This is a genomic window from Paraburkholderia nodosa DSM 21604, assembly GCF_000519185.1.
GTDB classification, from domain to species: Bacteria; Pseudomonadota; Gammaproteobacteria; order Burkholderiales; family Burkholderiaceae; genus Paraburkholderia; species Paraburkholderia nodosa.
Genome location: NZ_JAFA01000007.1, coordinates 158,127 through 180,961, shown reverse-complemented (window position 1 = coordinate 180,961; position 22,835 = coordinate 158,127). Strand labels below are relative to the sequence as shown.

Below are 22,835 nucleotides of genomic sequence, written 5' to 3'. Positions count from 1 at the left end.
TGGCGCGGCCGTTGATGCAGTGATTGCAGCGTAGCAATCCAAATTGCGCGCTCCAGCTACATTTTTTCGGCCCTTTCCCATACCTTTGGTAATGCGTGCGAGGCGCCAGGTGAGCAATGAAACGTTTAGCGAATAGGCGAGAGGCGCGTGGACCCTATATAGGTTGCGGCTTTGCGGGCAGTCGAGTGGCGGGAATGGCCGCGTTTGGCCAATGAACGGGAAACGGCGCGCGCCGTACCGAACAAGGGAAAGTCCTGGGGGGGATTGAGTCAGGGAAACTACCAGGAAAATGCAGGAAACTGCGAGGCGAAAGCTCAGACGACAAAATAGAAATGCCCCGGCGCGCCACGCAACGCATTGCGGGCCACGACGGGGCATTGGGGCATTTCAATTCAGGCTGAACGGCTGCCGAAGCCATTCAGACTGCAGTCGTCCTGCTTGCTACAAATCGAGTACCAGGTTTGAAGTCGGGCGGCTGCAACACATCAAGCGCATCCCCTTCTCGATTTCGCGCGGACGGATGCCACCGTTGTGCTTCATGTCCACGGAGCCTTCGAGCACCTTCGTCTTGCAGGTGCCGCATATGCCCTGGCTGCATGACGATGGCAAGGGCACACCGGCCTTACGCGCGGCGACGAGCACGGTCTGCGAGGCGTCCATCGTGAACGAGCGGCCCGAGCGCGCCAGCTGCACCGTAAAGCCGGCCTGCGCGGCCGGTGCGGCGCTGGCCTCAGCGACTGGCGCTTCAGCACACTCCACGGTCTCCGCGAAGTTGAAGCTTTCCTGATGGTAGCGGGATGGATCGTGGCCGCCATCCGCGAGCATCTTTCTGGAAGCGTCCATATAACCACCCGGTCCGCAGATGAACACTTCGCGCTCGCGGTAGTCCGGCACATGCTCCATCAACAGATCCAGGCTGAGGCGCCCCACGGGCCCCGACCAGGCCGGTTCGCTCCCGGGCGCCTCGCAAACGTGGACCACGCGCAATTTGTCCGAGAGCGCGCACAAGTTCGATAGCTCGTTGCGAAAGATGATGTCTTCCGGCGTTCTTGCGCTATGAATGAACACGATGTCGCGGTTCAGTCCCAGGTCGAGCGCCGCGCGCGTCATGGACATCAACGGCGTCACGCCCGATCCCGCCGAAAGATAGAGACTCTTTGCAGCTGGTCCCGAAGACGGCGTGAAGACCCCCGACGGCCCGAAGGCCTGCAACTCGACGCCTTCCCTCATGTTCTCGTGCAGCCAGTTGGACATGACGCCGCCCGGCGTGCGCTTGACCGTAATGGACAGCGTATAGGGACGCGTGGGCGGCGAGGAGATCGTGTAGCAACGGCTGACCGCTCGACCGTCGATTTCGGCGGACACGGTAATGAACTGCCCCGGCTCGAAACTGAAGTGGCCCTCCCGCGTGCTGAACACGAAGGTCCGCACGTCGTGCGTCTCGGCGCACACACGCATGCACGTCAGCGTGCGCTGCTCGTGGTTTGGCCACTGCGCGTCAGCGCGTTCCCACGTGCTCGCACTGCAAAAGCGATCAAGCATTTCCTGACCCTGTCCGATGAAACATGAATCCACGGCTACGTTCATGGCGACCTCACACTCCGTGCGCCTTCAGCTTCGCGTCGTACCAGCGCGAAAACTGGTCCAGCGCTGCCTCGGTGAAGTTCGAGAAAGGCCCCGGAATATAGGCGGGATCCTGCGTTCCCGCGTGCGTATTGCCGACGAGGTCCGCGTCCTGGGTCGTCGTCGCGACCCACACTTCGGTGAGCTTCTTCAGGTCGTAGTCCACGCCTTCCACCGCGTCCGCATGGACCAGCCAGACTGTACGCACGAGCGTCTTGTCCGGCGCGAGGGGCAGGCTATAGGCGATCACGGCATGGTCGCTCATCACGTGAGTCCACGAATGATGGCCCCACATGTGGACGTCGCCGAGATCGCGGCGCCCGACGCCACCCAGCAGCTTCGTGCAGGCCACTTTCGTGTCCAGCGTCTGCGATTCGTTTGCGCCCGAGATGACGAGCCGCTGAGTGCGGAAGTTGGTCTCCACGCTCTCGTCGAGCGCTTCAACCGCGCCGCAGAGATAACCGTCCTTTTCCCAGTTCTCCTGGCATGCCGAGTTGCGCTTCAGGTAGTCGTCGTAGGCCTGCAGCGATTCTTCGCTCTGGCCGTCCGGACAAAAGCCGAAGTCTTCCGCAAGAAATGAAATCGTCAACTCCGGATGCGTGCCCGCGCAGTGGTAGCACTCACGGTTGTTTTCCATCACGAGCTTCCAGTTGCCGTTTTCGACGATCTCCAGTTCATGGGCGATCTTCGTACGCGTCAGGTCGTACGGCGCGAAGCGCGGCGCCATCACGGTCTCGAGCTTCTCGAAGTCCGCAGGCGGTTCGTCGGCGAGGCACACGAAAATATGCGCGCCCACCGTCTTCACATGAACCGGAATCAGGCTGTGGCAGCCTGCGTCGAAGTCCTTGCCCATATGCGTCGAATGCTTGAGGCTGCCGTCCAGATCGTAGGTCCACTGATGGTACGGACACACGAGCATCCCGACGCTCGCCTTGCCGGCCTTCTTCATGATGCGCGAGCCACGATGACGGCAAACGTTTCGATACGCCCGCACGTTCTCGTCGTCGTCGCGCACGATGATGATCGACGCACGGCCGATATCCACCGTGTGGACATCGCCCGGTTCCGGCACGTCGGCCGTCACGCCAACCAGGATCCAGAGCTTGTGAAAGAACACCTCGACGTCCGTTTCGAACACGTCCTGACGCCCGAACAATTCACCCGGCATGCCGTGTCCTTTCTTGCGGCTATCGATGAGTTCGCGGTGCGTTTGAATATGAACTTCAGACATGGTTGGCCTCTGGATGAGAACGTTGCGTAGCGTTCGGAACACTGATATGGCGTGAAGTATTGGACCGTCAAAACGCACCGTCAACGCGCTTTATAAGCTGCTTCACATTCGTTTAAATCATGCGAAAATGCGCCCGGAATGCGGTGCCCAAAACGGGCCCCGCGGGCCGACCAGCAGGGAATGCCAGGTCAGGGTTTCCCCGGAAAAAGATGGTCGTCAATGCAGGCACAAACCCACTTGCCTTACCCGTCGACAGATTTGAAAGCGGATGAAAACTACCAAAGCAACGAAAGGCTATCGTCGGATCGTTCCCTCGCTGACCGCCCTTGTCGAGTTCGAGGCCGTGGCGCGCCTTGGGAGTTTCACCTACGCGGCAAGCGAACTGGGGGTCACGCAGTCCGCGGTGAGCCGACAGGTGCGGTTCCTCGAAGAAACGCTCGGCGTGCAGCTCTTTCACCGCCTGCATCGCTCAATTGATCTGACGAGTGAAGGCGAAGCGCTATACGTGGTCGTCGCCGAGTCGATGCAGAAGATCGCAGGCGTGTTCGATCGACTGGTGACCGGAACCGAGCAAAGAGAACTGGTGCTGGCTTCGACGGCTGCGTTTTCGCAGTTCCGGCTCCTGCCGCGGCTCGCGAAGCTGAAGAAGCTCGATCCCCCTTTGCAGCTGCGGTTGTCGACCGACATGTTTACGGCCGACCTTCGGCATGTCGAGGTCGACGTCGCCGTGCGCTACGGGGACGGCAGCTGGCCGGACGGGACTTCGACCTTGTTGTTCGATGTTGAAGTCTTCCCCGTATGCTCGCCGGCGTTCCTGGAGGAATACGGCGCGCCTCGCTCGCTCGACGACCTGGCGAAGATGGCGCTCGTGGAGTCGGATGCCACGTCCGAAGGCTGGATGGGCTGGAACGAATGGTTTCGCGCCGTCGGGTACCGGCCCGCGCGCCTGAACAAGGTGCTACGGTGCAGCCTCTACACGGACGCCATTCAAGCCGTGCGATATGGACAGGGAATCGCACTCGGCTGGAACAGACTGGTCGACGACCTGCTGCGATCGGGAGACCTGGTCCGCATCGACCTCGCGACGTTCCGGCCCAGCGACGCCTATTTCGTGGTGGTGCCTCACGGCCGGACCATTACACCGGTCATCACGCAGCTTATCGAGTGGCTGCGAGGGGATCCGACGCAGCGCTGACCAGACGCGCCACGCCGCCAGCACGAGAGCCCTGCGACGGGTGCACCTCCACCCGCGCAGGGCATTCTGCTCAAGCGGTCAGGCCCAGATATCGCCTACCGTAAAGCCGTTGACGAACGGATCGTCCGGGTCGAGGACATAGGTGTTGTATCCATAGATCCACGAACGCCCGGAAATGGTCGGCACGACGGCCTTGATTTCGTCGATCGCGACCTGCTCCACGAGGCGCCCCGTAAAGACGGTGCCGAGTATGCCCTCGTGACGGAACGGCTGATTCAGATCCAGCTGCCCCTTGGCAAACAGTGTCGCCATTTTCGCGGACGTGCCCGTGCCACACGGGCAACGATCGATCGCGCCGGTCCAGGTGGCGGGATTATCGAAATCGATCTCGCCACTGGCTACCGTAACCGCATTCTTCCAGTCCGCGTTGGGGTTGGTGGTCGGGCCGGAGAGTTGGGCGACGGTAATGCCGTAGCCGGGATAGTGAGGATGCTTAACCGGCAACTGCTCCTGTGCGGCTTTGAGAATGAGCGACGAAATGCGCGTGATTTCGCGGCCGTGCTCCGGAATGAGTTCGAGCCCCGTGAATTGCCGCACGTCGGCGATGACATAGAACATGCCGCCCCAACCCACGTCGACTGTGACCTTGCCAAGATGAGGCACCTCGATCACGGTATCGACGTAGGGCGCGAAGGCCGGAACGTTCCTGAAGGTCACCTGCGTGACCTTGCCGTTCGCGCATTCTGCGCGGATACCGATCAACCCCGCCGGCGCTTCGAGCTGAAATTCGGTAACGGGTTCCTGCATCGGCAGCATGCCGGTTTCGAGCAGGACCGTGGCAACGGAGATCGTATTGCCGCCGCTCATCACCGGATACTCGACTTGCTCCATGATGATGTATCCCGCCGCGGCGTCCGGATGTTTGGCCGGAACGATCAGATTGCAGCAAAGCGGAGGATAGCCGCGCGGCTCGCGCAGCATGAGCTTGCGGATCTGGTCGTCGTTCTCCCGGAGCCACTTCATCTGCTCGTACACCGTATTGCCCGGAATATGCGGCACGCCGCCGGTAATCACCCGCATGGGTTCGCCGGCGTGAGTTTCAACAGCATGAAAGGTGCGCTTGAAGGTCATGGTTCTCTCTAGAGCATGCGCGAGGTGTCGTCCCGCTCACAAATGAATAGTTGCACTTTCGACATCCTGCGTCGAAAGTGCAACGGGTGGAGGCATTCGGTTGATTTACTTGCTGCCGAGCCAGACCGCGAACTTCTGGTTCAGATCGTCGCCGTGGTCGGCCCAGAAGTTGACGTCGACATCGACGGCGTCCTTCGTGTTCGCCGGATTCGTCGGCAGATAGGGCGTAACAGCGGGATTGATCAGCGGAATCGACGATTTGCGCATCGGCCCGAGCGCCGTATCGGTCGAGAGCTTCGCAAGCTGTTCCGTCGACGTGGCGAACTTCACGAAGTCTTCGGCGGCCTGCAGGTTCTTCGTGCCCTTGACGATCGCGTAGCCCTCGATGTTCTTGACCTCGCCGTCCCAAAGAAAGCCAAAGGGCTTTTTGTCCTGCTCGACGGCCACCCAGATGCGGTTCGGGTACGCACTCGTCATCGTCACTTCGCGGTCGGCGAGCAGTTGCGGCGGCTGCGCGCCCGCTTCCCACCACACGATAGAAGGCTTGATGGTGTCGAGCTTCTTGAACGCGCGGTCCACGCCTGCCGAAGTCGCGAGCACCTTGTACACGTCGGCGGGTTTCACGCCGTCGGCGAGCAACGCCCATTCCAGTGCGCCTTCAGGCGACTTCCTGAGCCCGCGCTTGCCTGGGAAGCGCTTGAGGTCGAAGAAGTCCGAGATCGTGGTCGGCGCGGTGCCTTTGAACGCGTCTTTGTTGTAGGTGATCATGGTCGACCACGCGACATTGCCGACCATGCAGTCCGACAAGCCGCCCGGCAGGAAGTCGGATTTCGCGGGAGTCCCCGTTTTTCCCGCAGGCAGCGAAGCGGGATTCACCTTCTCGAGAAGGCCCTCATCGCAGGCGCGCGCCGCGTCGGCCAACTGCATGTCCACCACGTCCCACGTGACGTTCTTCGTTTGAACCTGGCTGCGGATCTGGGCGATGCCGCCGTTGTACGTGTCGACCTGGACGTTCGTTCCGGTCTTCGCGGCGAACGGCTTCGCTGCCGTCGTCACCTGGGTGTCCTGATAGGACCCGCCCCAGCTGGCGAACATGAGGTTGCTTGCAGAGGCGGCCGTACTGATCGTGGCGACTGCAGCAAGAGCCACAATCTTCGGGGTCAACGTCTTGTGCAGTTCCATTCCATCCACTCCTTGACGACATCAAATGACGCACTCCGCGTCAATCGCTTTCAGGTTTAAGAAAACATCTCGTGCGACACAACCAGGTACTAAAAACCGATCATTTCGCGATCCTTACTAATTGAATAACCGTGCTCCCCATCCGATCGTTGTTGCCCGTCCTTGCATCTGTCCGTCGTCCGCAAGGGACAGACTCGACTCACAATCCGTGTGCGAACCCGGATTTTCCCTGCACCAACACTGAACATCGGTTCAACATCAGGTCAAGCAAAGCGAGCGGTTAGACGGCATAGTAGCGCGTCAAATTTGTGCGCAACGCGCAATTTTTACGTTTTTCGGCGATTTCACCGATAACCCAGGGAAAATCACGATGCCTGGCCGACCGCCGGATTGAACATACGTTCAGGTCGATTATATTAAGCATCACCGCCCCTTATGAACACGCCCCGGCCCGGCTCGCGGCTACATATTCGGGTAGTTGGGGCCGCCGCCTCCTTCCGGCGTCACCCAGACGATGTTTTGCGCAGGGTCCTTGATATCGCAGGTCTTGCAGTGCACGCAGTTTTGCGCGTTGATCACCAGCTGGCTGCCGCGAGAGGCGTCGCTCGTGAACTCATAGACGCCCGCAGGACAGAAGCGCGACTCCGGTCCACCATAGACCGCCAGATTGAGCCGCACTGGCACAGACGCGTCCTTCAAGGTGAGGTGCGCCGGCTGGTTTTCCTCGTGATTCGTATTCGAGAGGAACACCGAGGAGAGCCGGTCGAATGTCAGCTTGCCGTCCGGTTTCGGATAGACAATTTCCTTGCATTGGTTCGCCGGGCGCAAGGTCTGATGGTCCGCGTGCTTGTGATGCAGCGTCCAGGGCACCCGGCCGCCCAATAGCTTTTGCTCGATGCCAACCATCAGCGTGCCCGTGTACAAGCCCTTGCTCATCCATTGCTTGAAATTGCGGGCGCGGTGCAATTCGTCTCTGAGCCACGAGCGTTCGAAGGCTTCCGGGTATTCAATCAGGACATCGTTCTGGCGGCCGCCGCACACGGCGCCGAAGACCGCTTCGGCCGCCATCTTGCCGGTCGCAATGGCCGCGTGGCTTCCCTTGATACGCGAGACGTTCAGGAAGCCGGCCTCGCATCCAATCAGTCCGCCGCCCGGAAACACCAGCTTGGGCAATGACATCAACCCGCCTGCCGTAATGGCGCGCGCACCGTAAGACAGGCGCTTGCCGCCTTCGAGAAATTTGCGGATCTCGGGGTGCGTCTTGTAGCGCTGGAATTCCTCGAACGGAGACAAGTAAGGATTCGTGTAACCAAGGCCGACCACGAAGCCAACCACGACCTGGTTGTTATCGAGGTGATAAAGGAACGACCCGCCATAGGTATCGCGCTCGAGTGGCCAACCAGCCGTATGAATCACCAGGCCGGGCTGATGGCGCTTCGGGTCGATTTCCCAAAGCTCCTTGATGCCTAGCCCATAGACCTGCGGATCGGCCCCTCTGCGCAACTCGAAGCGTTCCATGAGCTGCCGGCCCAGGTGGCCGCGCGCGCCCTCGGCAAAGAGCGTGTATTTCGCACGCAGCTCCATGCCGGGCTGGAACGCGTCGCCCGGCTTACCGTCTTTGCCGATGCCCATGTTTGCGGTGGCGACGCCACGTACTTCGCCGCGCTCGCCATAAAGCACTTCGGCCGCCGGAAAACCCGCGAATACTTCCACGCCCAGCGATTCGGCCTGCTGGCCCAGCCACCGGGTGACATTGCCGAGGCTCACAATATAGTTGCGGTGGTTCCTGAAGTTGTCGGGCAGCAGCCAGTTGGGAACGCTTCGCGCGCCCTGCTCGGAGAGAAAGAGAAAGCGATCCTCAGTCACCTCGACGTTCAACGGCGCGCCCTGCGCCTTCCAGTCGGGAATGAGTTCGGTGAGCGCCCTGGGGTCCATGACCGCGCCCGAAAGAATATGCGCCCCAATCCCGGAGCCTTTCTCCAGCACGCAGACGCTCACGTCCCTGCCTTGCTCCTGGGCGAGCTGCTTCAGGCGAATCGCCGCCGACAAGCCCGCTGGACCGCCGCCAACGATGACGACGTCAAACTCCATGGATTCGCGCGGACCGTACTGCTCAACGAGAGACTGTGTATTCATGTCGATAACCGTATGCGGGCAACGGGCAACCTTGGCGAGGCGGCCGCGAGACGCTGCGACGCGGGAATGCGTCACGTGCAGCGCATCGTAAGACCGAAAAAATTCGCGCCCCGGTGAGATAACGCCTGCTTATGCTCCACACAACGAGGCGTTGCATTCGCCGCGCGCAACGGCTCGCCCGACCGCGGCTGCGCTTCGGTGCCGATGCTCGCTTTTGCTAAAGATCGCCCGCTCTTATATTGGCATTCCGTCGATTCGTCGCCGTCACACTGTGTCCACGACTTGACCAACGAAGGAAGCGGAATCGTGAACTCATACGATGTGGTGGTGATTGGCGCGGGAGTAATCGGCAGTTCGGTAGCGTTCCAGCTTTCGAAGCTCGGCGCGAAGAACGTTCTGGTGCTCGACCGTGGAACGATTGGGGCCGGAACGACCTCGCAGTCATCGGGCATTCTCCGCACGCACTACTCCGTGAAGGAGAACGTGGAGCTTGCGCGCAAATCGTGGGACGTCTTCAACGACTTCGCCAACTATCTGGGCGATGAAGAGGCCTCGTGCGGCCTCGTGAAGTGCGGCTACATGATCGTGGCGAGCGAAGGCGACAAGCTCGAGCCGCTGCGAGCGTCGCTCAATCAGCAAAAGGCGCAAGGCATTCCGCTCGAACTGCTCAGCGCGCAGCAAGCGAAAGAGCTGCTGCCCATCGCGCGATTCGACGACGCCGCGCTGATCGGCTACGAGCCGGAAGCCGGTTTCGCCGACGCGTACCTGGTGGCAACGAGCTTCTCTCGCGCCGCGCGCCGCGGCGGCGTGACGATTCGCGAGAACGCCTCGGTGAACAAGATTCTGCTCGAAGGCAACAAGGTCGTCGGCGTTTCGACGAGTATTGGCGACTTCGCGACTTCGATGGTCATCAGCACGCAAAACATCTGGACTCCGGAACTTTCCGGCTGGACCGGCCGCGCGCTGCCCATCATGCCGGAACGCCATGCCGTGCTGGCGCTGGAGTGCGACGCCGCCAAATACACCTTCAACATGCCGGTCTTCAAGGACCTCGCCTCCACCGGCATGCTGTACTACCGAAGCTACGGCGGCAACCAGATGCTCGTGAGCGAAGGCGTGGTCGGCGAGAAGCTGAACACGACGGAAACCGAGCAGGGCGATATCCCGATGGATTACGTCGTCGAAGTCGGCGCACAGGTCGCCGAACGCTTCCCCGAGTACGAGACCGCGGGCATTGCCTCCTCGTGGACCGGTGTGTACGACGTGACCCCCGACTGGAACCCCGTGCTGGGGAAATTGCCGGGCATCGAAGGACTGGTGGTGGGCTATGGCTTCTCAGGCCACGGCTTCAAGCTCTCGCCCACGGTGGGCCGCGTGCTCGCGCAGGAAGCGCTGGGCCTGCCGACCGACATTTCGCTCAAGCCGTATTCGATCGAACGCTTCGAAACGGGCGAACTGCTCACGGGCAAATACGGCCTCGGCGCGGTGTCCTGAGGCGCCGGATATGTCTGCATTCGAAGTCCGTTCGCTCGATTCGCTGCCCGTGGAGCGTTGGCGCAACGGCGGCGGGCTCACGCGGACGATTGCATCGGGCGGGTCCCATTGGCGCATCAGTCTCGCCGAGGTGGAACGCGATGGGCCCTATTCGCGATTCGAGGGCATCGATCGGCTGTCGTTCGTGCTGCGCGGCGCCGGCGTCATGCTGCGCGAGACGAATTCGGCCGTGACGCTCGAGCCGTGCGTAGCTGGTGAATACGACGGCGGCCTGGACTGGCAAGCGACGCTCATCGACGGCCCGGTGACTGCACTCAACGTCATGACCGCCAGGAGCCGTTACCGCGCGAGCATCAGGGCCATTGCCGAGCCGGTCAGCGTATTGCCAGGTTGTGCGGTCGCCGTCGTTGCGCTTCATGCCGGATGCGCCTGGCGCGCGGGCGAAGGTCATGCAGCGGGCAATCTCGAAGCGGGCCAGTTTCTGATCGCCGAACGTCTGGATCGCGCCATGCAGTTCTCGCCAGTCGCTCCCGCCATTGGCGAGTCGATGCGCACCAGGCTTCCTGTGCTCGTGACCATCGAGCCCGCCAGCACGCACGAATGATTGAATCTGAGGAAGATGAGATGAAAGTGATTACCGCAGTGAAACGTGTTGTCGACTACAACGTGAAGGTGCGCGTGAAGTCCGACCACTCGGGCGTCGACATCGGCAACGTGAAGATGTCGATGAACCCGTTCGACGAAATCGCGACGGAAGCCGCAACACGGCTGAAGGAAGCGGGCCAGGCCAGCGAAGTGATCGCCGTTTCCTGCGGCGTTGCCCAGAGCCAGGAAACGCTGCGTACCGCACTCGCCATCGGCGCCGATCGCGGCGTGCTGGTCGAGACGGACGCCGAGCTGCAACCGCTCGCGGTCGCGAAGCTCCTCAAGGCGGTCATCGCAAAAGAACAACCGCAACTGGTGATCCTCGGCAAACAGGCGATCGACGACGATGCCGGCCAGACCGGCCAGTTGCTCGCGGCGCTCCTCGACTGGCCGCAGGCGACCTTCGCCAGCCACATCGAAATCGAAGGCTCGACGGCCACCGTGACGCGCGAAGTCGACGGCGGCCTCGAAGTGATCGCCTTGCCGTTGCCGGCCATCATCACGACCGATCTGCGCCTGAACGAACCACGCTACGTGACGCTGCCGAGCATCATGAAGGCCAAAAAGAAGCCGCTGGAAACCGCTACGCCGGATTCGCTGGGAGTCGACCCGTCGCCGCGGCTCAAGACGCTCAAGGTGGTCGAGCCCGCCGCGCGCAAGGCGGGCGTGACGGTGCCGGACGTCGCGGCGCTCGTCGAGAAACTCAAACACGATGCGAAGGTAATCTAAATGACGACGCTTGTTATTGCCGAACATGACAACGCGCAGCTCAAGGCTGCCACGCTTCACACCATCAGCGCCGCGCAACAGCTTGCCAATGGCGTGCACGTGCTCGTCGCGGGCAGCGGCGCGCGCGCCGTAGCCGATGCAGCCAGCAAGGTCGCGGGCGTGGACAAAGTCATATTCGTCGACGCGCCGCATTTCGCCGACGCACTGGCTGAGAACATCGCGGCCCAGATCGTGGCGCTCGCCAAAGACTATTCGCACGTCCTCTTCCCGGCAACGGCAGCGGGCAAGAACGCCGCGCCGCGCATTGCCGCCAAGCTGGATTCCGCGCAGATTTCCGACGTCATCGCGATCGACGCCGCCGATACGTTCCAGCGTCCCATCTACGCGGGCAACGCCATCGCCACGGTGCAATCGGCAGACGCCGTAAAAGTCGCCACGATTCGCACGACGGCGTTCGACGCTGCCGCAACGTCCGGCGGCAACGCGGAAGTCGTGGAGGCGCCCGCCGTTGCCGACACGGGTCTGTCGCGGTTCATCCGCCGCGAGATCGCCACGAGCGATCGCCCTGACCTCACGTCCGCGCGCGTGGTGGTTTCGGGCGGCCGCGGCCTTGGCAGCGCCGAGAACTTCGCGATCCTCGATCCGCTCGCGGAAAAGCTGGGCGCCGCCATCGGCGCTTCGCGCGCCGCCGTGGATTCCGGCTTCGCGGCCAACGACCTGCAAGTCGGTCAGACCGGCAAGATCGTGGCGCCGGAACTTTACGTCGCCGTGGGAATATCCGGAGCCATCCAGCACCTCGCAGGCATGAAGGACTCGAAAGTCATTGTCGCCATCAATAAGGATGCCGAAGCGCCCATTTTCGGCGTGGCCGACTATGGCCTCGTTGGCGACCTCTTCAACGCCGTGCCGGAGCTGGTGAAAGCGCTCTAGGGCCGCCAGGCGCCGGCTCGCTCAACGGAGATCGGCTTCTCAGCAGGACCTTGCCGCCTCGCGCGAGAGATCGCGCCATGGCGGATTTTTTGTGTTTGCGTTTGTTTGACGACGAGACAGGCGTGAGCACTACAGATTCTCGAGCGCCCCGAGCGCCGCATCGACCATCCCCTGCACGACGGGCTTCACCTTCGCCGCCAGGTCAGGCCGGTATTCGAACGGCGCCGCTTCGTTCATGTACGTCGACTGGCACATCTCCAGTTGAATCGCATGCACGCCGTGCTCGGGCCGCCCGTATTCGCGCGTGATGAAGCCGCCCTTGAAGCGTCCGTTGTGCACCCACGTAAAAGGCTGGCCGGCGAGTCGCGCCGTTACCGCTTCCATGATGCGCGGGTCGCAGCTGCGCCCCGAATTCGTGCCCAGATTCAAATCGGGCAATTTGCCCTCGAAGAGGCGCGGCAAGACGCTCGCAATCGAGTGCGCCTCCCACAGCAGCACGCGGCCGTGGATGGCCCGCAGGCGCTCCAGTTCCGCCTGCAGCTTGTCGTGGTACGGCCGCCAGTAGCGTGCGAGCCGCTGCGCCTTGTCGGCTTCCGATGGGCCAACGCCGTTGCAGTAGAGCGGCTCTCCGCGAAACGTCTCCGTGGGGCAAAGGCCCGTTGTCGTCTGCCCGGGATAGAGACTTTCCCCCGTAGAGGGACGATTCAGGTCGATCACATACCGGGAAATGCTGGCCCCGAGCACCGATGCACCGGCACGGCGCGCAAAGTCGTACAACGTATCCAGATGCCAGTCCGTGTCGGCTACCGCACCGGCAATCTCTGTCAACTGCGCACGCGCCTCGTCCGGAATGCCAGTTCCCAGATGCGGAATGGAGACCAGCAACGGAAGCGTGCCTTCATGGAATTCATATACCGCGGTATTCAATTTCCGTCTCCTGATTCAAAGATTCGCCGGCCGACTCGATCGGCCCGTCTCCCGAACATAGTGAATCGTCCCGGCTGCGGCCCGAATATCAACCGCCGTGAATCTCGTCATAAGAGGGCTTGATCCTGGCTGCAGTGGATTTTGTCCAGGTCAGTCTTCACCGTAGCGTCACGGTGCGATCGGGACCTCCTCAACTCTCTAGTCGGGTACAAAAAGTGAAAACATCAATCAACGTTGGAATGCTGCTGGCATGTAGCGTGATGAGCGCCTCCGCGGCTGCCGCGCAAATCACCTTCGTCTCCTGGGGCGGTTCGTACCAGGGCGCGCAAGACAAGACCGCCGTCGCGCCCTTCACCGCCGCCCAGGGCATTCAGGTCAAAAACGATTCGTACAATGGCGGCATCGCCCAGATTCGCAGCCAGGTCGAAACGAAAAACGTCACGTGGGACGTGGTCGACCTTCAACTCTCCGACGTGACCCGCGCATGCGACGAAGGCCTGCTCGAAAAGCTCGATCCCGCGTCGCTCGCCCCCGCGCCGGACGGCACGCCCGCTGCGAAGGACTATGTGCCGGGCGCCGTGTCCAGTTGCATGGCCGGCAACATCGTCTGGTCCTCGCTCATTGCCTACAACACCGACAAGTACAAGGGCCACGAGCCGGCGAAGATTGCCGACTTCTTCGACCTCAAGAAATTCCCCGGCAAGCGCGGCTTGCGCAAGTCGCCGGAAGGCGCGCTGGAATGGGCCCTGCTTGCCGATGGCGTGGCGCCGGCCGACGTCTACAAGGTGCTCGTCACGCGTGCTGGCGTCGACCGCGCGTTCAAGAAGCTCGACACGATCAAGTCGTCCATCGTCTGGTGGGAGACCGGCGCACAGCCGGCGCAACTGCTCGCTGACGGCGAAGTCACGATGAGCAGCGCGTACAACGGCCGCATCTACAGCGCAATCGCCGACGACAAGAAGCCGTTCGGCTTTATCTGGGACGGCCAGGTCAAATACCTGGAGGGCTATGCCATCGTGAAGGGCACGAAGAACCTGAAAGCCGCACAGGACTTCGTGCGCTATGCCACGCAACCCGACGTGCTGTCGAAACTCGCGCCGCTCACCGCTTACGGTCCGACTCGCAAATCGTCGATCTCGATGGTCCCGCCGAAGCTGCTGCCCTACCTTCCGAGCGCCCCTGTCAACCAGAAAGGCGCGGTCGACTCCGATGTCGCCTTCTGGGCGGACCACACCGACGATCTGAACCAACGCTTCGCTGTCTGGCTTGGTCAGAACTGAAGTCATAGTCGATGCAAAAAGCGCCTGCCTCCCGAAGCTTCGGTGAGGCAGGCGCTTGTCGATGATAGCGGCCGTTAATCCGCGAGCCTTTTGAGCACCGTATCCGGCACGTCGATCTCGGTGATGTTCAGGTGACTGCCGGGAATCCGTACGCCTTGCGCGGCCAGCCGCTCGATTTGCGACGCCAGGCGCGCGGTGAAGTCCTCCACGACGAGTTCCGGCTTGATGGCCAGCACGAACAGGCCAACGCCGGGAGACTCGCTGCCTTCGGCAAAATTCGGCGCGTCCATCGACCAGTTGCTGCCGGCCAGCCCCGCCACGAGGAATTCCAGCATCATCGCAATGTTGGCGCCGCGCGCCCCGCCAAACGCCAGCAAGAGTCCCTTGACCGCTTCGCGCGCGTCAGTCGTGGGATGGCCTTGCGCATCGACGGCCCAGCCCTCGGGGATAGAGTCGCCCCGCGCCGCCGCCTCGCGGATGTTCACGAAGGCCGTTGCGCTCGACGCCTGGTCAATGACAAACGGCTTCGCGCCCGCGCGGGGCGCCGCAAATGACAAAGGGTTGGTGCCGTAGACTGCCTTGCGGCTTTCCAGCGTCGTCATCTGCGCCGTAGCATTTGTCGTTGCGATGGCAACGAGTCCTGCTTCGGCCAGACGGCGCGTGTAATAGCCGAGTTCGCCAACCGTGAAGCTGTTCGACTGAAGCAGCACCGTTACGCCAAAGTCCTTCGCGCGGCGCACGAGTTCATCGAATGCCAGATCGAATCCGAGCTGGGCGATGCCACGTTTCGCGTCGATCGCGATGGCGGCTGGGGCGGGAAACGTCACCTCGGGTCGAGCGTCTTTCGCGATGCGTCCCTTCACGAAGCCATCGAGATAGTCGAACAGGTGGGCGAACCCCACCGCACGACTGCCGGCCCATTCGGCCGATACGACCGCTTTCGCCAGTGCATCGGCGACTTCATCGCTCGCGCCGGCTCGAATGGCCGCGTGCCGGGCGATATCGTGGGCTTCCTGAGTTTCAAGGCGCACTGTCGCTTCCTTCGGTTGATGTGACGGAACATGCAGAACGTGTAGCGTATGCCCACAGGCGCAATCTACACCGCGTCTTCGCTCAATACCATCAGTTGCGTGTTGCCACCCGCGGCGCTCGCGTTGACGGTCGTGACACGCTCACGCACGAGCTGCGTCCAGTCGTACTGCCCGTCCGCGCCTGGCTGAACCAGCGTCGTCATCGACGCTGCCGCCGCCATGCGAAGGTCCGAAAGCGCGGGGTGGTTCGCCGCCACCATGACGGCATCTGGCTTCACGCCAACGACTTCGCCTCTGATCAGCGCCGCAACCTCGGTCGCGTCGACTACGCGGCACGCAGCACCCAGAACCCGAGCCATGTCGTCCGACACCGAGGACCTGAACAGCAGCACTGTATTGCCGAATGCGCTGGCAGCCATCGCCTGCTCAAGCACGACAGCGGGCGTTTCGCCGGTACACAGCACCTGACCTCGCGGCAGAAGTTCTACCGTGTTCTCTTCGCCGGTCAGCGCCGGCAAGCTGAGTGTCGTGGTGCGGCCCACCCGTTCATCGAGGCTCTGTTTGCACTTTGCGAGCGCCGCGCGCTGACCGGAATCGGTGCTCCGCGCCGCCGCGAGCGCGAACAGTGCGTTCACGTGATCGAGGCCGGACCGCTTCGCCCTGGCCATTTCCCCCGCGCGGCTCTTGAGCTTTCCGCCCGCAGACTCGACCGGAAATTCGAAGAACTTTTCGCTGACCGCGCGAGCCGTTTGTGCGAAGGGGCCTGCCTCGGCGTTGAAAGCCGGCGCCGGCGACGCGCAGAGCGCGTACAGCGTAAGGGGCCCGCCGAGCATCGGTCCGGTCCCGCAGGCGCCCACGCCGCCGAACGGCTGCATGCCGGGCACCGTGCCATGCATCGCACGGTTCACACACACGCTGTTGGCTTTCGAGGCCGACAGCAGCTTTCCGGCCGCCTCGTTGATTCGCGTATGCAGGCCCTGCACACCACAGCCAACAGCATTCAGGGCTGCCAGCAATGCGTCCATCTCACCGGTCTTGTACCGGACGACATGGAGCACCGGGCCGGAAATCCTTGCGTTGATCGTAGCGAGCGCGCCCAAATCGCGTATGTCGATAATGGCCGGAGCGACGAAGTTGCCCTTTGCCGGCTCCGCAGAGACTTTCCCGCGAACGACTGTGTAGCCGAGCCGGCGCATCTGCTCGATATAAGCTTCGGTGCGATCCTTCGCCTCGCGCGTCGCGAGCGGTCCGATATCCGTCCCGACGAACAGCGGATTGCCCGTGTTGCGTTCGCTGAGCATGCCTTTGAGCATTTTCAGCACTTTCTCCGCCGTCGAATCTTGCAGACAGAGCAGCCGCAGCGACGAAGCGCTTTGCCCGGCGCAACGGAATGCGGAAACCGTGGCGTCGGAGATCACCTGCTCGGGCAGCGCCGAGCTGTCCACGATCATCGCGTTGACGCTACCCACCTGTGAGAGGAACTTAGGCTGACGCGAGTGCTTTGCGAGCAGCACGGCGGCCGCTCTCGCCGACTCCACCGATCCAGCAAACAGAACGCCCGCCACCTCTTCAGACATCAGCAACTCGCGGCCCACCACCGCACCCGCGCCGAGGAGCAACTGGAGCACGTCCCTGGGCAGGCCGCTGCGATAGAAGGCGCGCACCGCCTCGTAGACAACGAGTGAGGCCTTCGAGGAAGGCTTCGCGACGACGACGTTGCCCGCGGCAAGCAATGCCGCAACATGCCCGACAAACGTCGCGAGCGGTGACGAGACCGGCGTCACGCTCGCCACGACGCCGAGGCCGGTACGCGAGCGCAGTCGCGCGTCTGCCTTGACCTGCAGCGCATAGAGCCGGCACAGATTGACCGCGGTGCGGACTTCTTCTGCGGCCTCAGCGAGCGTCGCGCCGTTCTCCAGAACGAGCAGCGCGCCCAGGTGCGTGCTCGACGCTTCCAGTTCGGCGGACATCCTGTCGAGCATGTCGGCGCGCTGATTGACAGTGGAATGCGCCCAGTTAGTGGACGCGCCTTTTGCTGCGGCGATGGCCCGCGCAACCGTGGACGCGCGGCAGAACGAAACGCTGCCGACGACTTCGGTCGTATCGCCCGCGCTGTAGACGAGATGCGTCGAAGCGGATTCGATCTCGCCGCTACCCGCCTCCAGCTGGGCTACCAGCGATTGTGCGGAAATACGGTTCGTGCGAATGGCACTCACGGCGGCGTCGAATGCCGCGGAATTGCCGTACGAAATGGCTGCCGCATTCACTCGCCCGGGGAGTACGTCGACCGGACTCGCGATACCCGCGTGCGGTTTGCCATGCGTGCGCGCGGCCTTCGCAACCGGGTCTTCGACGATATCGGCGATGCTCACGGCCGGATCGACGATCTGGTTCACGAACGACGAGTTCGCGCCATTTTCGAGCAGGCGGCGCACGAGATACGCGAGCAGCGTTGCATGCGGGCCAACCGGCGCATAAATGCGGCAGGGCCGGCCCAGTTTCGTCTTGCCGACCACCTGGTCGTAAACCGTTTCGCCCATGCCGTGCAGACACTGAAACTCATAGTCCTGGCTGCCTGCGAGCGTATGCACCGCCGCAATCGTGAAGGCGTTGTGCGATGCGAATTGCGGAAAGATGGCGTCCGGCGCATCGAGCAACGCCTTGGCGCACGCGATGTAGCTCACGTCCGAATGCACTTTCCGGGTGAAGACCGGGTAGCCCTGCGCGCCCGCGTCCTGCGCGAGCTTGATTTCCGTGTCCCAGTACGCGCCTTTGACCAGACGAATATTGATGCGGCGGCCGGTCGAGCGAGCGAGTGCAACGATCCAGTCCGCGACTGCGTGACCGCGCTTCTGGTAGGCCTGCAGCGAAATACCGATGCCGTTCCAGCCACGCAGCGAAGGATCGTTGCAGAGCAATTCGAGCATCTCCAGCGTCAGTTCGAAGCGTGCGGACTCTTCCTGGTCCAGGTGAAAACCGATGCCGTACTTCTTCGCCAGTTGCGCCAGTTCGAGCAAACGCGGGTAGAGTTCCGCGAGCACCCTTTCGCGCTGCGTGAGTTCGTAGCGCGGATGGAGCCCGGAAATCTTCACGGAAACGCCCGGCCCGTCAATCGGACCTCGGCCTTGTGCGTCCTTGCCGATCGCCTCGATGGCGTGCCGGTACGACTCGAAATAGGCCTGCGCATCTTCGTCGGTGAGCGCGGCCTCGCCCAGCATGTCGTACGAGTAGCGGTAGCCGCCGCTCTCGCGCCCCTTCGCCGCGCCGATTGCCTCTTCGATAGTCTGGCCGGTCACGAACTGCTTGCCGAGCATGCGCATCGCGTACGCAACACCCGCGCGAACCACGGCCTCGCCTCCCTTGCGCACGACGCGTGTCAGCGCTTCGGCGAGCGCGTTTTCATCGGGCTGCTTCAGCACTTTTCCCGTGACGAGCAAACCCCAGGCCGTCGCATTGACGAACATCGAAGGCGACTTGCCGACGTGCGCTCGCCAGTCGGCGTCGACGATCTTGTCGCGAATGAGCTGGTTGCGCGTGTCCGTGTCGGGAATGCGCAGCATGGCCTCCGCGAGACACATGAGCGCAATGCCTTCGCGGCTGTCCAGCGAAAACTCCTGCGTGAGCAGATCGACGCCGCCCGCGTCGATGCGCGCGTCGCGCACCCCTTGTGCCAGGCGCGCAGCGAGTTCCTGCGCTTTTGCCAGCGTGGAAGCATCCATTTGCGCGCGGCGCATGAGCGTCTGGACCACCGCCTCCTCGGGGAGCGTCGAAGCCTCGGCAATGCGTTGGCGCAGGACGGAAAGGTTCGTCGTGCCAGTTTGCGTGACTTTCACTTCTGACAGCATGATTTGATGACCTGGTATGGGTGCTTCGGATGACGAATTACTAGCAGCGGGTTTGAACGGACGGTGGATCAACCTTGTTAAATCGCGTTGGCGGTGCCTCTGAGGCGTTCGGTTCTGCGCCGCAGCAGTTCGAGCGTCACGAGCAGCAGCGTCGAAATCACGACCAGAATCGTCGCCACGGCCAGAATGGTCGGACTGAGTTGTTCGCGAATACCCGACCACATCTGCCGCGGAATCGTTTTCTGATCCGGGCCGGTCAGGAAGAGCGCGACGACGATTTCATCGAAGGAAGTCGCGAAGGCGAAGAGCGCACCGGATATCACGCCTGGCGCGATGATGGGGAGCTTCACCTGCAGGAACACGCGAAGCGGAGAGGCACCGAGGCTTCGGCCGGCCCGCGAGAGCGTCTCGTTGAACCCGGCCAGCGTCGCCGTCACGGTAACCACCACGAAGGGCACGCCCAGCGCCGCGTGCGCGAGAATCAGCCCGGTGAGGCTGCTCGTCAGGCCCAGCGGGCTGAACGCGAAATACACGCCCACGGCCGTGATGATGAGCGGCACGATCATCGGCGACACGAGAAGACCGGTGATCACGGCCCGGCCCTTCAGGCGCGGGCTCGTCAGCCCGAGCGAAGCGGTCACGCCAAGCACCGTCGCGATCGCCGTCGACGAGAATGCCGTGATGAGCGTGTTGTTCAGCGCCAGCATCCAGTCGGGGCTGCCGAGAAAGTCCTGATACCACCGCAGGCTCAATCCCGGCAGCGGGTAAGTGAAGTACGGCTGCGAGCTGAACGACAGCGGCATCACCACGAGCACGGGCAGCACGAGGAACAGCAGCACGGCCAGCGAGACACCCAGGTGAGTGAATCGTCCAAGACGGCCCCAGACCGTCACATAGGCTGGAAAATTGAACATGTGATTACCCCAGTTTGATGCCGCCGCCAGTGAGCTTCACGAAGAGGCTATAGATGATGAGCACGCCCACGAGCAGGATGGACGCGAGTGCGCTCGCGAGCCCCCAGTTCAACGTGGTATTGACGTGATTCGCAATGTAGTAGCTCGCGAGCTGGTCGTCGGGGCCGCCGACGATCGCCGGCGTGATGTAGTAGCCGACCGCGAGAATGAACGTCAGCATCCCGGCGGCGCCCACGCCCGGCAGCGTCTGCGGAAAATAGGCCTGGAAGAACGAACGCACGGGACCCGCACCGAGCGATCGCGCCGCCTTCATGTAGATAGGCGGCACGCCCTTCATCACGCTGTAAAGCGAAAGAATCGCGTAGGGAAGGAGAATGTGCGTCATCGCCACCAGCACGCCAAAGCGGTTATAGATGAGCGACACGCCGTGCTTCGACAGCCCCAGGTGAATCAACAGGTCATTCAGGACACCATGCGTTTGCAGCACGACAACCCATGCCGTGGTGCGAACCAGAATCGACGTCCAGAACGGCAGCAGCACCATGATCATGAAGAGGTTGCTGTACTTCGCCGGCAGGTTCGCCAGAAAGTAGGCAACGGGATAGCCGAGCAGGAGGCAAAGCAGGCTGACCGCGAGGCTTACCCACGCCGTGCGCAGAAACACGCCAACGTAAAGCCGCTCGCCGTCCGGCTGGCGCACGATGGCGCCGTGCTCGTCGCGCTCGAAATCGAACGCTTTCAGGTAATACCCGAAGGTCCAGGGCGACGAGGCGTACTTGAGCGTCGACCACGCCTGCAATTCACCCCACCGTGAATCGATGTTCGACAGACGCTCGCGCCACGTTCCCTCGCCGCTCTCGTCGATGTGGCGCGCGGTCTTCATGATCAGGCTGCGCATGCCGCTCTCGTCGTAGTTCAGGCGCGAAGCGACACGGCTCACACCGTCCGTCCCCTTGGCGGCGGTCAGGTCATGCCCGAACGCGGCGTAGATCTGCTCGCCGGGCACCTGGCCGCTTGCGGGGTCCCATGCGCGCAACAGCGCTGCGGCATGCGGCAGTTCCTGCGAGACCGTCGGGTCGCGAAAGCTCTTCGTCAGAAGGCTGCCGATGGGCACGAGGAAGGTGACGAGGAGGAATGCGAACAGTGGAAAGACCAGCAACATGGCCTTCGTGCGCTCCGTGCGCTCCGCGCTACGGAGTTTCGCCTTGAGGCTCTTCGAGTCTGCGACGACAACCTGCGCGGCGTCGCCTGTCGGGATAACCATATCAGTCGGTAGAATCATCGTAGTCCAGCGGTAGCGACCGCGCCCTCCTCGTCAATGCAACAGCAGATACGTTTATGCGGGGTTCATCCGATCAGGATGCCTGATGAATCTGTGGATTCGCTTCGTACTGGTGCGAAGCCATCCACACCGGATAACCGGCCTACGCCGTGACTATTGCAAGGCGCGGCAGGCGTCGGCCATCCAGCCTATCTCCACGGAGTCGCCGATACGCAGCTGTCGAGCCGCTCCGTCATTGGGCAGCTTGACGATGAAGTCATTGCGCCCGCACACCTGCATGACGACACGCAGGTGGTCGCCGTAGTAGATGAGGTCCTTCACACCGCCGTTGAACACGTTGTCACACACGCGTGCGTGCTCACCTACTGCCACACGCTCGGGCCTGAGCGACACGCAGGCGGAACCGGAGGCGCGAATCGCGGCGCCCGTGCTCGCGCGAATCGTTGCCCCGCCGTCGAGCTTGACGGTGCACGCTTTGCTTTCGACCGATGCCACCATTCCCTTCAGTTCGTTGCTCTCGCCGATAAAGCGCGCTACGAAGGCGTTTTCGGGCTTTTCATACAGATCGGCGGGCGGCGCAAGCTGTTGAATGACGCCGTTGTTGAAGACCGCGATGCGGTCCGACATCGTCATGGCCTCGCTCTGGTCATGCGTCACGTACACGACTGTCAGCCCGCTTTGCTCGTGAATCTGCTTGATTTCGTATTGCATTTGCTCGCGCAGCTGCTTGTCCAGCGCGCCAAGCGGCTCGTCCATGAGCACGAGCGCGGGCTCGAAGACCAGTGCGCGGGCAACGGCAATGCGTTGCTGCTGACCGCCGGAAAGCTGGCCGGGCATACGGTTCGCGAACTTCTCCATGTTCACCATCGCGAGCGCCCGGCTCACCTTGCGGACGATTTCATCCTTCGCGATTTTGCGGACCTTCAGCGGAAACGCCAGGTTCTCCGCGACGGACTTGTGAGGGAAAAGCGCGTAGCTCTGAAAAACCATGCCGATATTGCGCCGCTCCGGCGGAATGCGGTTGATTGGCTTCCCCTGAAGCAGAATCTCACCGTGCGTTGCCGTCTCGAAGCCGGCCAGCATCATGAGACATGTCGTCTTGCCCGACCCGGACGGTCCAAGCATTGTGAGAAACTCGCCCTCGCGAATATCGAGGTTGAGGTTTTTCACCACGAGGGTCTCGCCGTCGTAGGTCTTTTGAACGTTCTTGAAAGAGACAATGGTCGACATCACTACTCTCCAGGAGAAGCCATACTCGGT

At 62.3% G+C, this 22,835-nt stretch carries 17 protein-coding genes; 6 read left to right on the top strand and 11 right to left on the bottom strand.

The window, feature by feature from the left end; translation table 11 throughout:
• Positions 1–441 precede the first annotated feature (441 nt).
• Together A3CW_RS0112440 and A3CW_RS0112435 are read right to left on the bottom strand one after the other, a co-directional pair.
• Positions 442–1,587, bottom strand: a complete 1,146-nt coding sequence (locus A3CW_RS0112440) for a hybrid-cluster NAD(P)-dependent oxidoreductase (RefSeq protein ID WP_028203871.1) — start codon at positions 1,585–1,587, stop codon at positions 442–444.
• Between the two features lie 7 nt (positions 1,588–1,594).
• Positions 1,595–2,854 (bottom strand): aromatic ring-hydroxylating oxygenase subunit alpha, encoded by a 1,260-nt coding sequence (locus A3CW_RS0112435; protein WP_028203870.1) that lies wholly within the window; start codon positions 2,852–2,854, stop codon positions 1,595–1,597.
• A gap of 268 nt (positions 2,855–3,122) precedes the next feature.
• Here A3CW_RS0112435 and A3CW_RS0112430 point away from each other — a divergent pair, with 268 nt between their 5' ends.
• The gene (locus A3CW_RS0112430; protein WP_028203869.1) at positions 3,123–4,049 is read left to right on the top strand and encodes a LysR substrate-binding domain-containing protein; all 927 of its coding nucleotides are present in this window, start codon (positions 3,123–3,125) and stop codon (positions 4,047–4,049) included.
• A gap of 78 nt (positions 4,050–4,127) precedes the next feature.
• Here A3CW_RS0112430 and A3CW_RS0112425 read toward each other — a convergent pair whose 3' ends face one another.
• The 3 genes from A3CW_RS0112425 to A3CW_RS0112415 all read right to left on the bottom strand — a co-directional run bounded on the left by A3CW_RS0112425 (position 4,128) and on the right by A3CW_RS0112415 (position 8,498).
• On the bottom strand, positions 4,128–5,180 hold the full coding sequence (locus tag A3CW_RS0112425) for a proline racemase family protein (RefSeq protein ID WP_028203868.1): 1,053 nt from the start codon (positions 5,178–5,180) through the stop codon (positions 4,128–4,130).
• Positions 5,181–5,285: 105 nt separating this feature from the next.
• The gene (locus A3CW_RS0112420; RefSeq protein WP_035512858.1) at positions 5,286–6,362 is read right to left on the bottom strand and encodes an ABC transporter substrate-binding protein; all 1,077 of its coding nucleotides are present in this window, start codon (positions 6,360–6,362) and stop codon (positions 5,286–5,288) included.
• Between the two features lie 462 nt (positions 6,363–6,824).
• Positions 6,825–8,498 (bottom strand): electron transfer flavoprotein-ubiquinone oxidoreductase, encoded by a 1,674-nt coding sequence (locus A3CW_RS0112415; protein ID WP_028203866.1) that lies wholly within the window; start codon positions 8,496–8,498, stop codon positions 6,825–6,827.
• Positions 8,499–8,804: 306 nt separating this feature from the next.
• Here A3CW_RS0112415 and A3CW_RS0112410 point away from each other — a divergent pair, with 306 nt between their 5' ends.
• Genes A3CW_RS0112410 through A3CW_RS0112395 form a run of 4 tightly spaced genes read left to right on the top strand, consistent with a single transcriptional unit; the run spans position 8,805 to position 12,296 of the window.
• The gene (locus A3CW_RS0112410; RefSeq protein ID WP_028203865.1) at positions 8,805–9,992 is read left to right on the top strand and encodes an NAD(P)/FAD-dependent oxidoreductase; all 1,188 of its coding nucleotides are present in this window, start codon (positions 8,805–8,807) and stop codon (positions 9,990–9,992) included.
• Positions 9,993–10,002: 10 nt separating this feature from the next.
• Positions 10,003–10,596, top strand: coding sequence for a HutD/Ves family protein (locus A3CW_RS0112405; protein WP_028203864.1), 594 nt, complete (start codon positions 10,003–10,005; stop codon positions 10,594–10,596).
• A gap of 20 nt (positions 10,597–10,616) precedes the next feature.
• On the top strand, positions 10,617–11,366 hold the full coding sequence (locus tag A3CW_RS0112400) for an electron transfer flavoprotein subunit beta/FixA family protein (RefSeq protein WP_028203863.1): 750 nt from the start codon (positions 10,617–10,619) through the stop codon (positions 11,364–11,366).
• Entirely contained in the window at positions 11,367–12,296 is a 930-nt protein-coding gene (locus A3CW_RS0112395; RefSeq protein WP_028203862.1) for an electron transfer flavoprotein subunit alpha/FixB family protein, read from the top strand.
• Positions 12,297–12,425: 129 nt separating this feature from the next.
• Here the strand turns inward: A3CW_RS0112395 and hutG are convergent, their stop codons facing one another.
• Positions 12,426–13,223, bottom strand: coding sequence for an N-formylglutamate deformylase (gene hutG / locus A3CW_RS0112390; RefSeq protein WP_035512855.1), 798 nt, complete (start codon positions 13,221–13,223; stop codon positions 12,426–12,428).
• A gap of 260 nt (positions 13,224–13,483) precedes the next feature.
• On the opposite strand from hutG, the gene A3CW_RS0112385 reads away from it, so the two are divergent.
• Positions 13,484–14,503 (top strand): polyamine ABC transporter substrate-binding protein, encoded by a 1,020-nt coding sequence (locus tag A3CW_RS0112385; RefSeq protein ID WP_245623618.1) that lies wholly within the window; start codon positions 13,484–13,486, stop codon positions 14,501–14,503.
• A 74-nt stretch (positions 14,504–14,577) separates the two neighbouring features.
• Here A3CW_RS0112385 and A3CW_RS0112380 read toward each other — a convergent pair whose 3' ends face one another.
• The 5 genes from A3CW_RS0112380 to A3CW_RS0112360 form a co-directional block, all read right to left on the bottom strand.
• A complete protein-coding gene (locus A3CW_RS0112380) occupies positions 14,578–15,534 on the bottom strand; it encodes an Ldh family oxidoreductase (RefSeq protein ID WP_028203859.1) in 957 nt (318 codons plus the stop codon).
• Between the two features lie 65 nt (positions 15,535–15,599).
• Positions 15,600–19,379 (bottom strand): bifunctional proline dehydrogenase/L-glutamate gamma-semialdehyde dehydrogenase PutA, encoded by a 3,780-nt coding sequence (gene putA / locus A3CW_RS0112375; RefSeq protein ID WP_028203858.1) that lies wholly within the window; start codon positions 19,377–19,379, stop codon positions 15,600–15,602.
• Between the two features lie 77 nt (positions 19,380–19,456).
• Positions 19,457–20,293, bottom strand: coding sequence for an ABC transporter permease (locus A3CW_RS0112370; protein ID WP_028203857.1), 837 nt, complete (start codon positions 20,291–20,293; stop codon positions 19,457–19,459).
• Positions 20,294–20,297: 4 nt separating this feature from the next.
• Positions 20,298–21,557 carry an ABC transporter permease gene (locus A3CW_RS0112365; RefSeq protein ID WP_028203856.1) on the bottom strand — a complete coding sequence of 420 codons (1,260 nt, stop codon included), beginning with the start codon at positions 21,555–21,557 and terminating at the stop codon, positions 20,298–20,300.
• 171 nt (positions 21,558–21,728) lie between these two features.
• Positions 21,729–22,805: an ABC transporter ATP-binding protein gene (locus tag A3CW_RS0112360; RefSeq protein WP_028203855.1), complete on the bottom strand. Its 1,077-nt coding sequence runs from the start codon at positions 22,803–22,805 to the stop codon at positions 21,729–21,731.
• Between the last annotated feature and the right edge of the window lie 30 nt (positions 22,806–22,835).

Excerpts from the sequence above, each read along its gene's own strand:
- A3CW_RS0112415 (WP_028203866.1), bottom strand. The coding sequence starts at position 8,498 with ATGAATACACAGTCTCTCGTTGAGCAGTACGGTCCGCGCGAATCCATG.
- putA (WP_028203858.1), bottom strand. The coding sequence starts at position 19,379 with ATGCTGTCAGAAGTGAAAGTCACGCAAACTGGCACGACGAACCTTTCC.
- A3CW_RS0112440 (WP_028203871.1), bottom strand. The coding sequence starts at position 1,587 with ATGAACGTAGCCGTGGATTCATGTTTCATCGGACAGGGTCAGGAAATG.
- A3CW_RS0112385 (WP_245623618.1), top strand. The coding sequence starts at position 13,484 with ATGAGCGCCTCCGCGGCTGCCGCGCAAATCACCTTCGTCTCCTGGGGC.
- A3CW_RS0112365 (WP_028203856.1), bottom strand. The coding sequence starts at position 21,557 with ATGGTTATCCCGACAGGCGACGCCGCGCAGGTTGTCGTCGCAGACTCG.
- A3CW_RS0112420 (WP_035512858.1), bottom strand. The coding sequence starts at position 6,362 with ATGGAACTGCACAAGACGTTGACCCCGAAGATTGTGGCTCTTGCTGCA.
- A3CW_RS0112400 (WP_028203863.1), top strand. The coding sequence starts at position 10,617 with ATGAAAGTGATTACCGCAGTGAAACGTGTTGTCGACTACAACGTGAAG.
- A3CW_RS0112405 (WP_028203864.1), top strand. The coding sequence starts at position 10,003 with ATGTCTGCATTCGAAGTCCGTTCGCTCGATTCGCTGCCCGTGGAGCGT.
- A3CW_RS0112425 (WP_028203868.1), bottom strand. The coding sequence starts at position 5,180 with ATGACCTTCAAGCGCACCTTTCATGCTGTTGAAACTCACGCCGGCGAA.
- A3CW_RS0112395 (WP_028203862.1), top strand. The coding sequence starts at position 11,367 with ATGACGACGCTTGTTATTGCCGAACATGACAACGCGCAGCTCAAGGCT.
- A3CW_RS0112360 (WP_028203855.1), bottom strand. The coding sequence starts at position 22,805 with ATGTCGACCATTGTCTCTTTCAAGAACGTTCAAAAGACCTACGACGGC.
- A3CW_RS0112430 (WP_028203869.1), top strand. The coding sequence starts at position 3,123 with ATGAAAACTACCAAAGCAACGAAAGGCTATCGTCGGATCGTTCCCTCG.
- A3CW_RS0112435 (WP_028203870.1), bottom strand. The coding sequence starts at position 2,854 with ATGTCTGAAGTTCATATTCAAACGCACCGCGAACTCATCGATAGCCGC.
- A3CW_RS0112370 (WP_028203857.1), bottom strand. The coding sequence starts at position 20,293 with ATGTTCAATTTTCCAGCCTATGTGACGGTCTGGGGCCGTCTTGGACGA.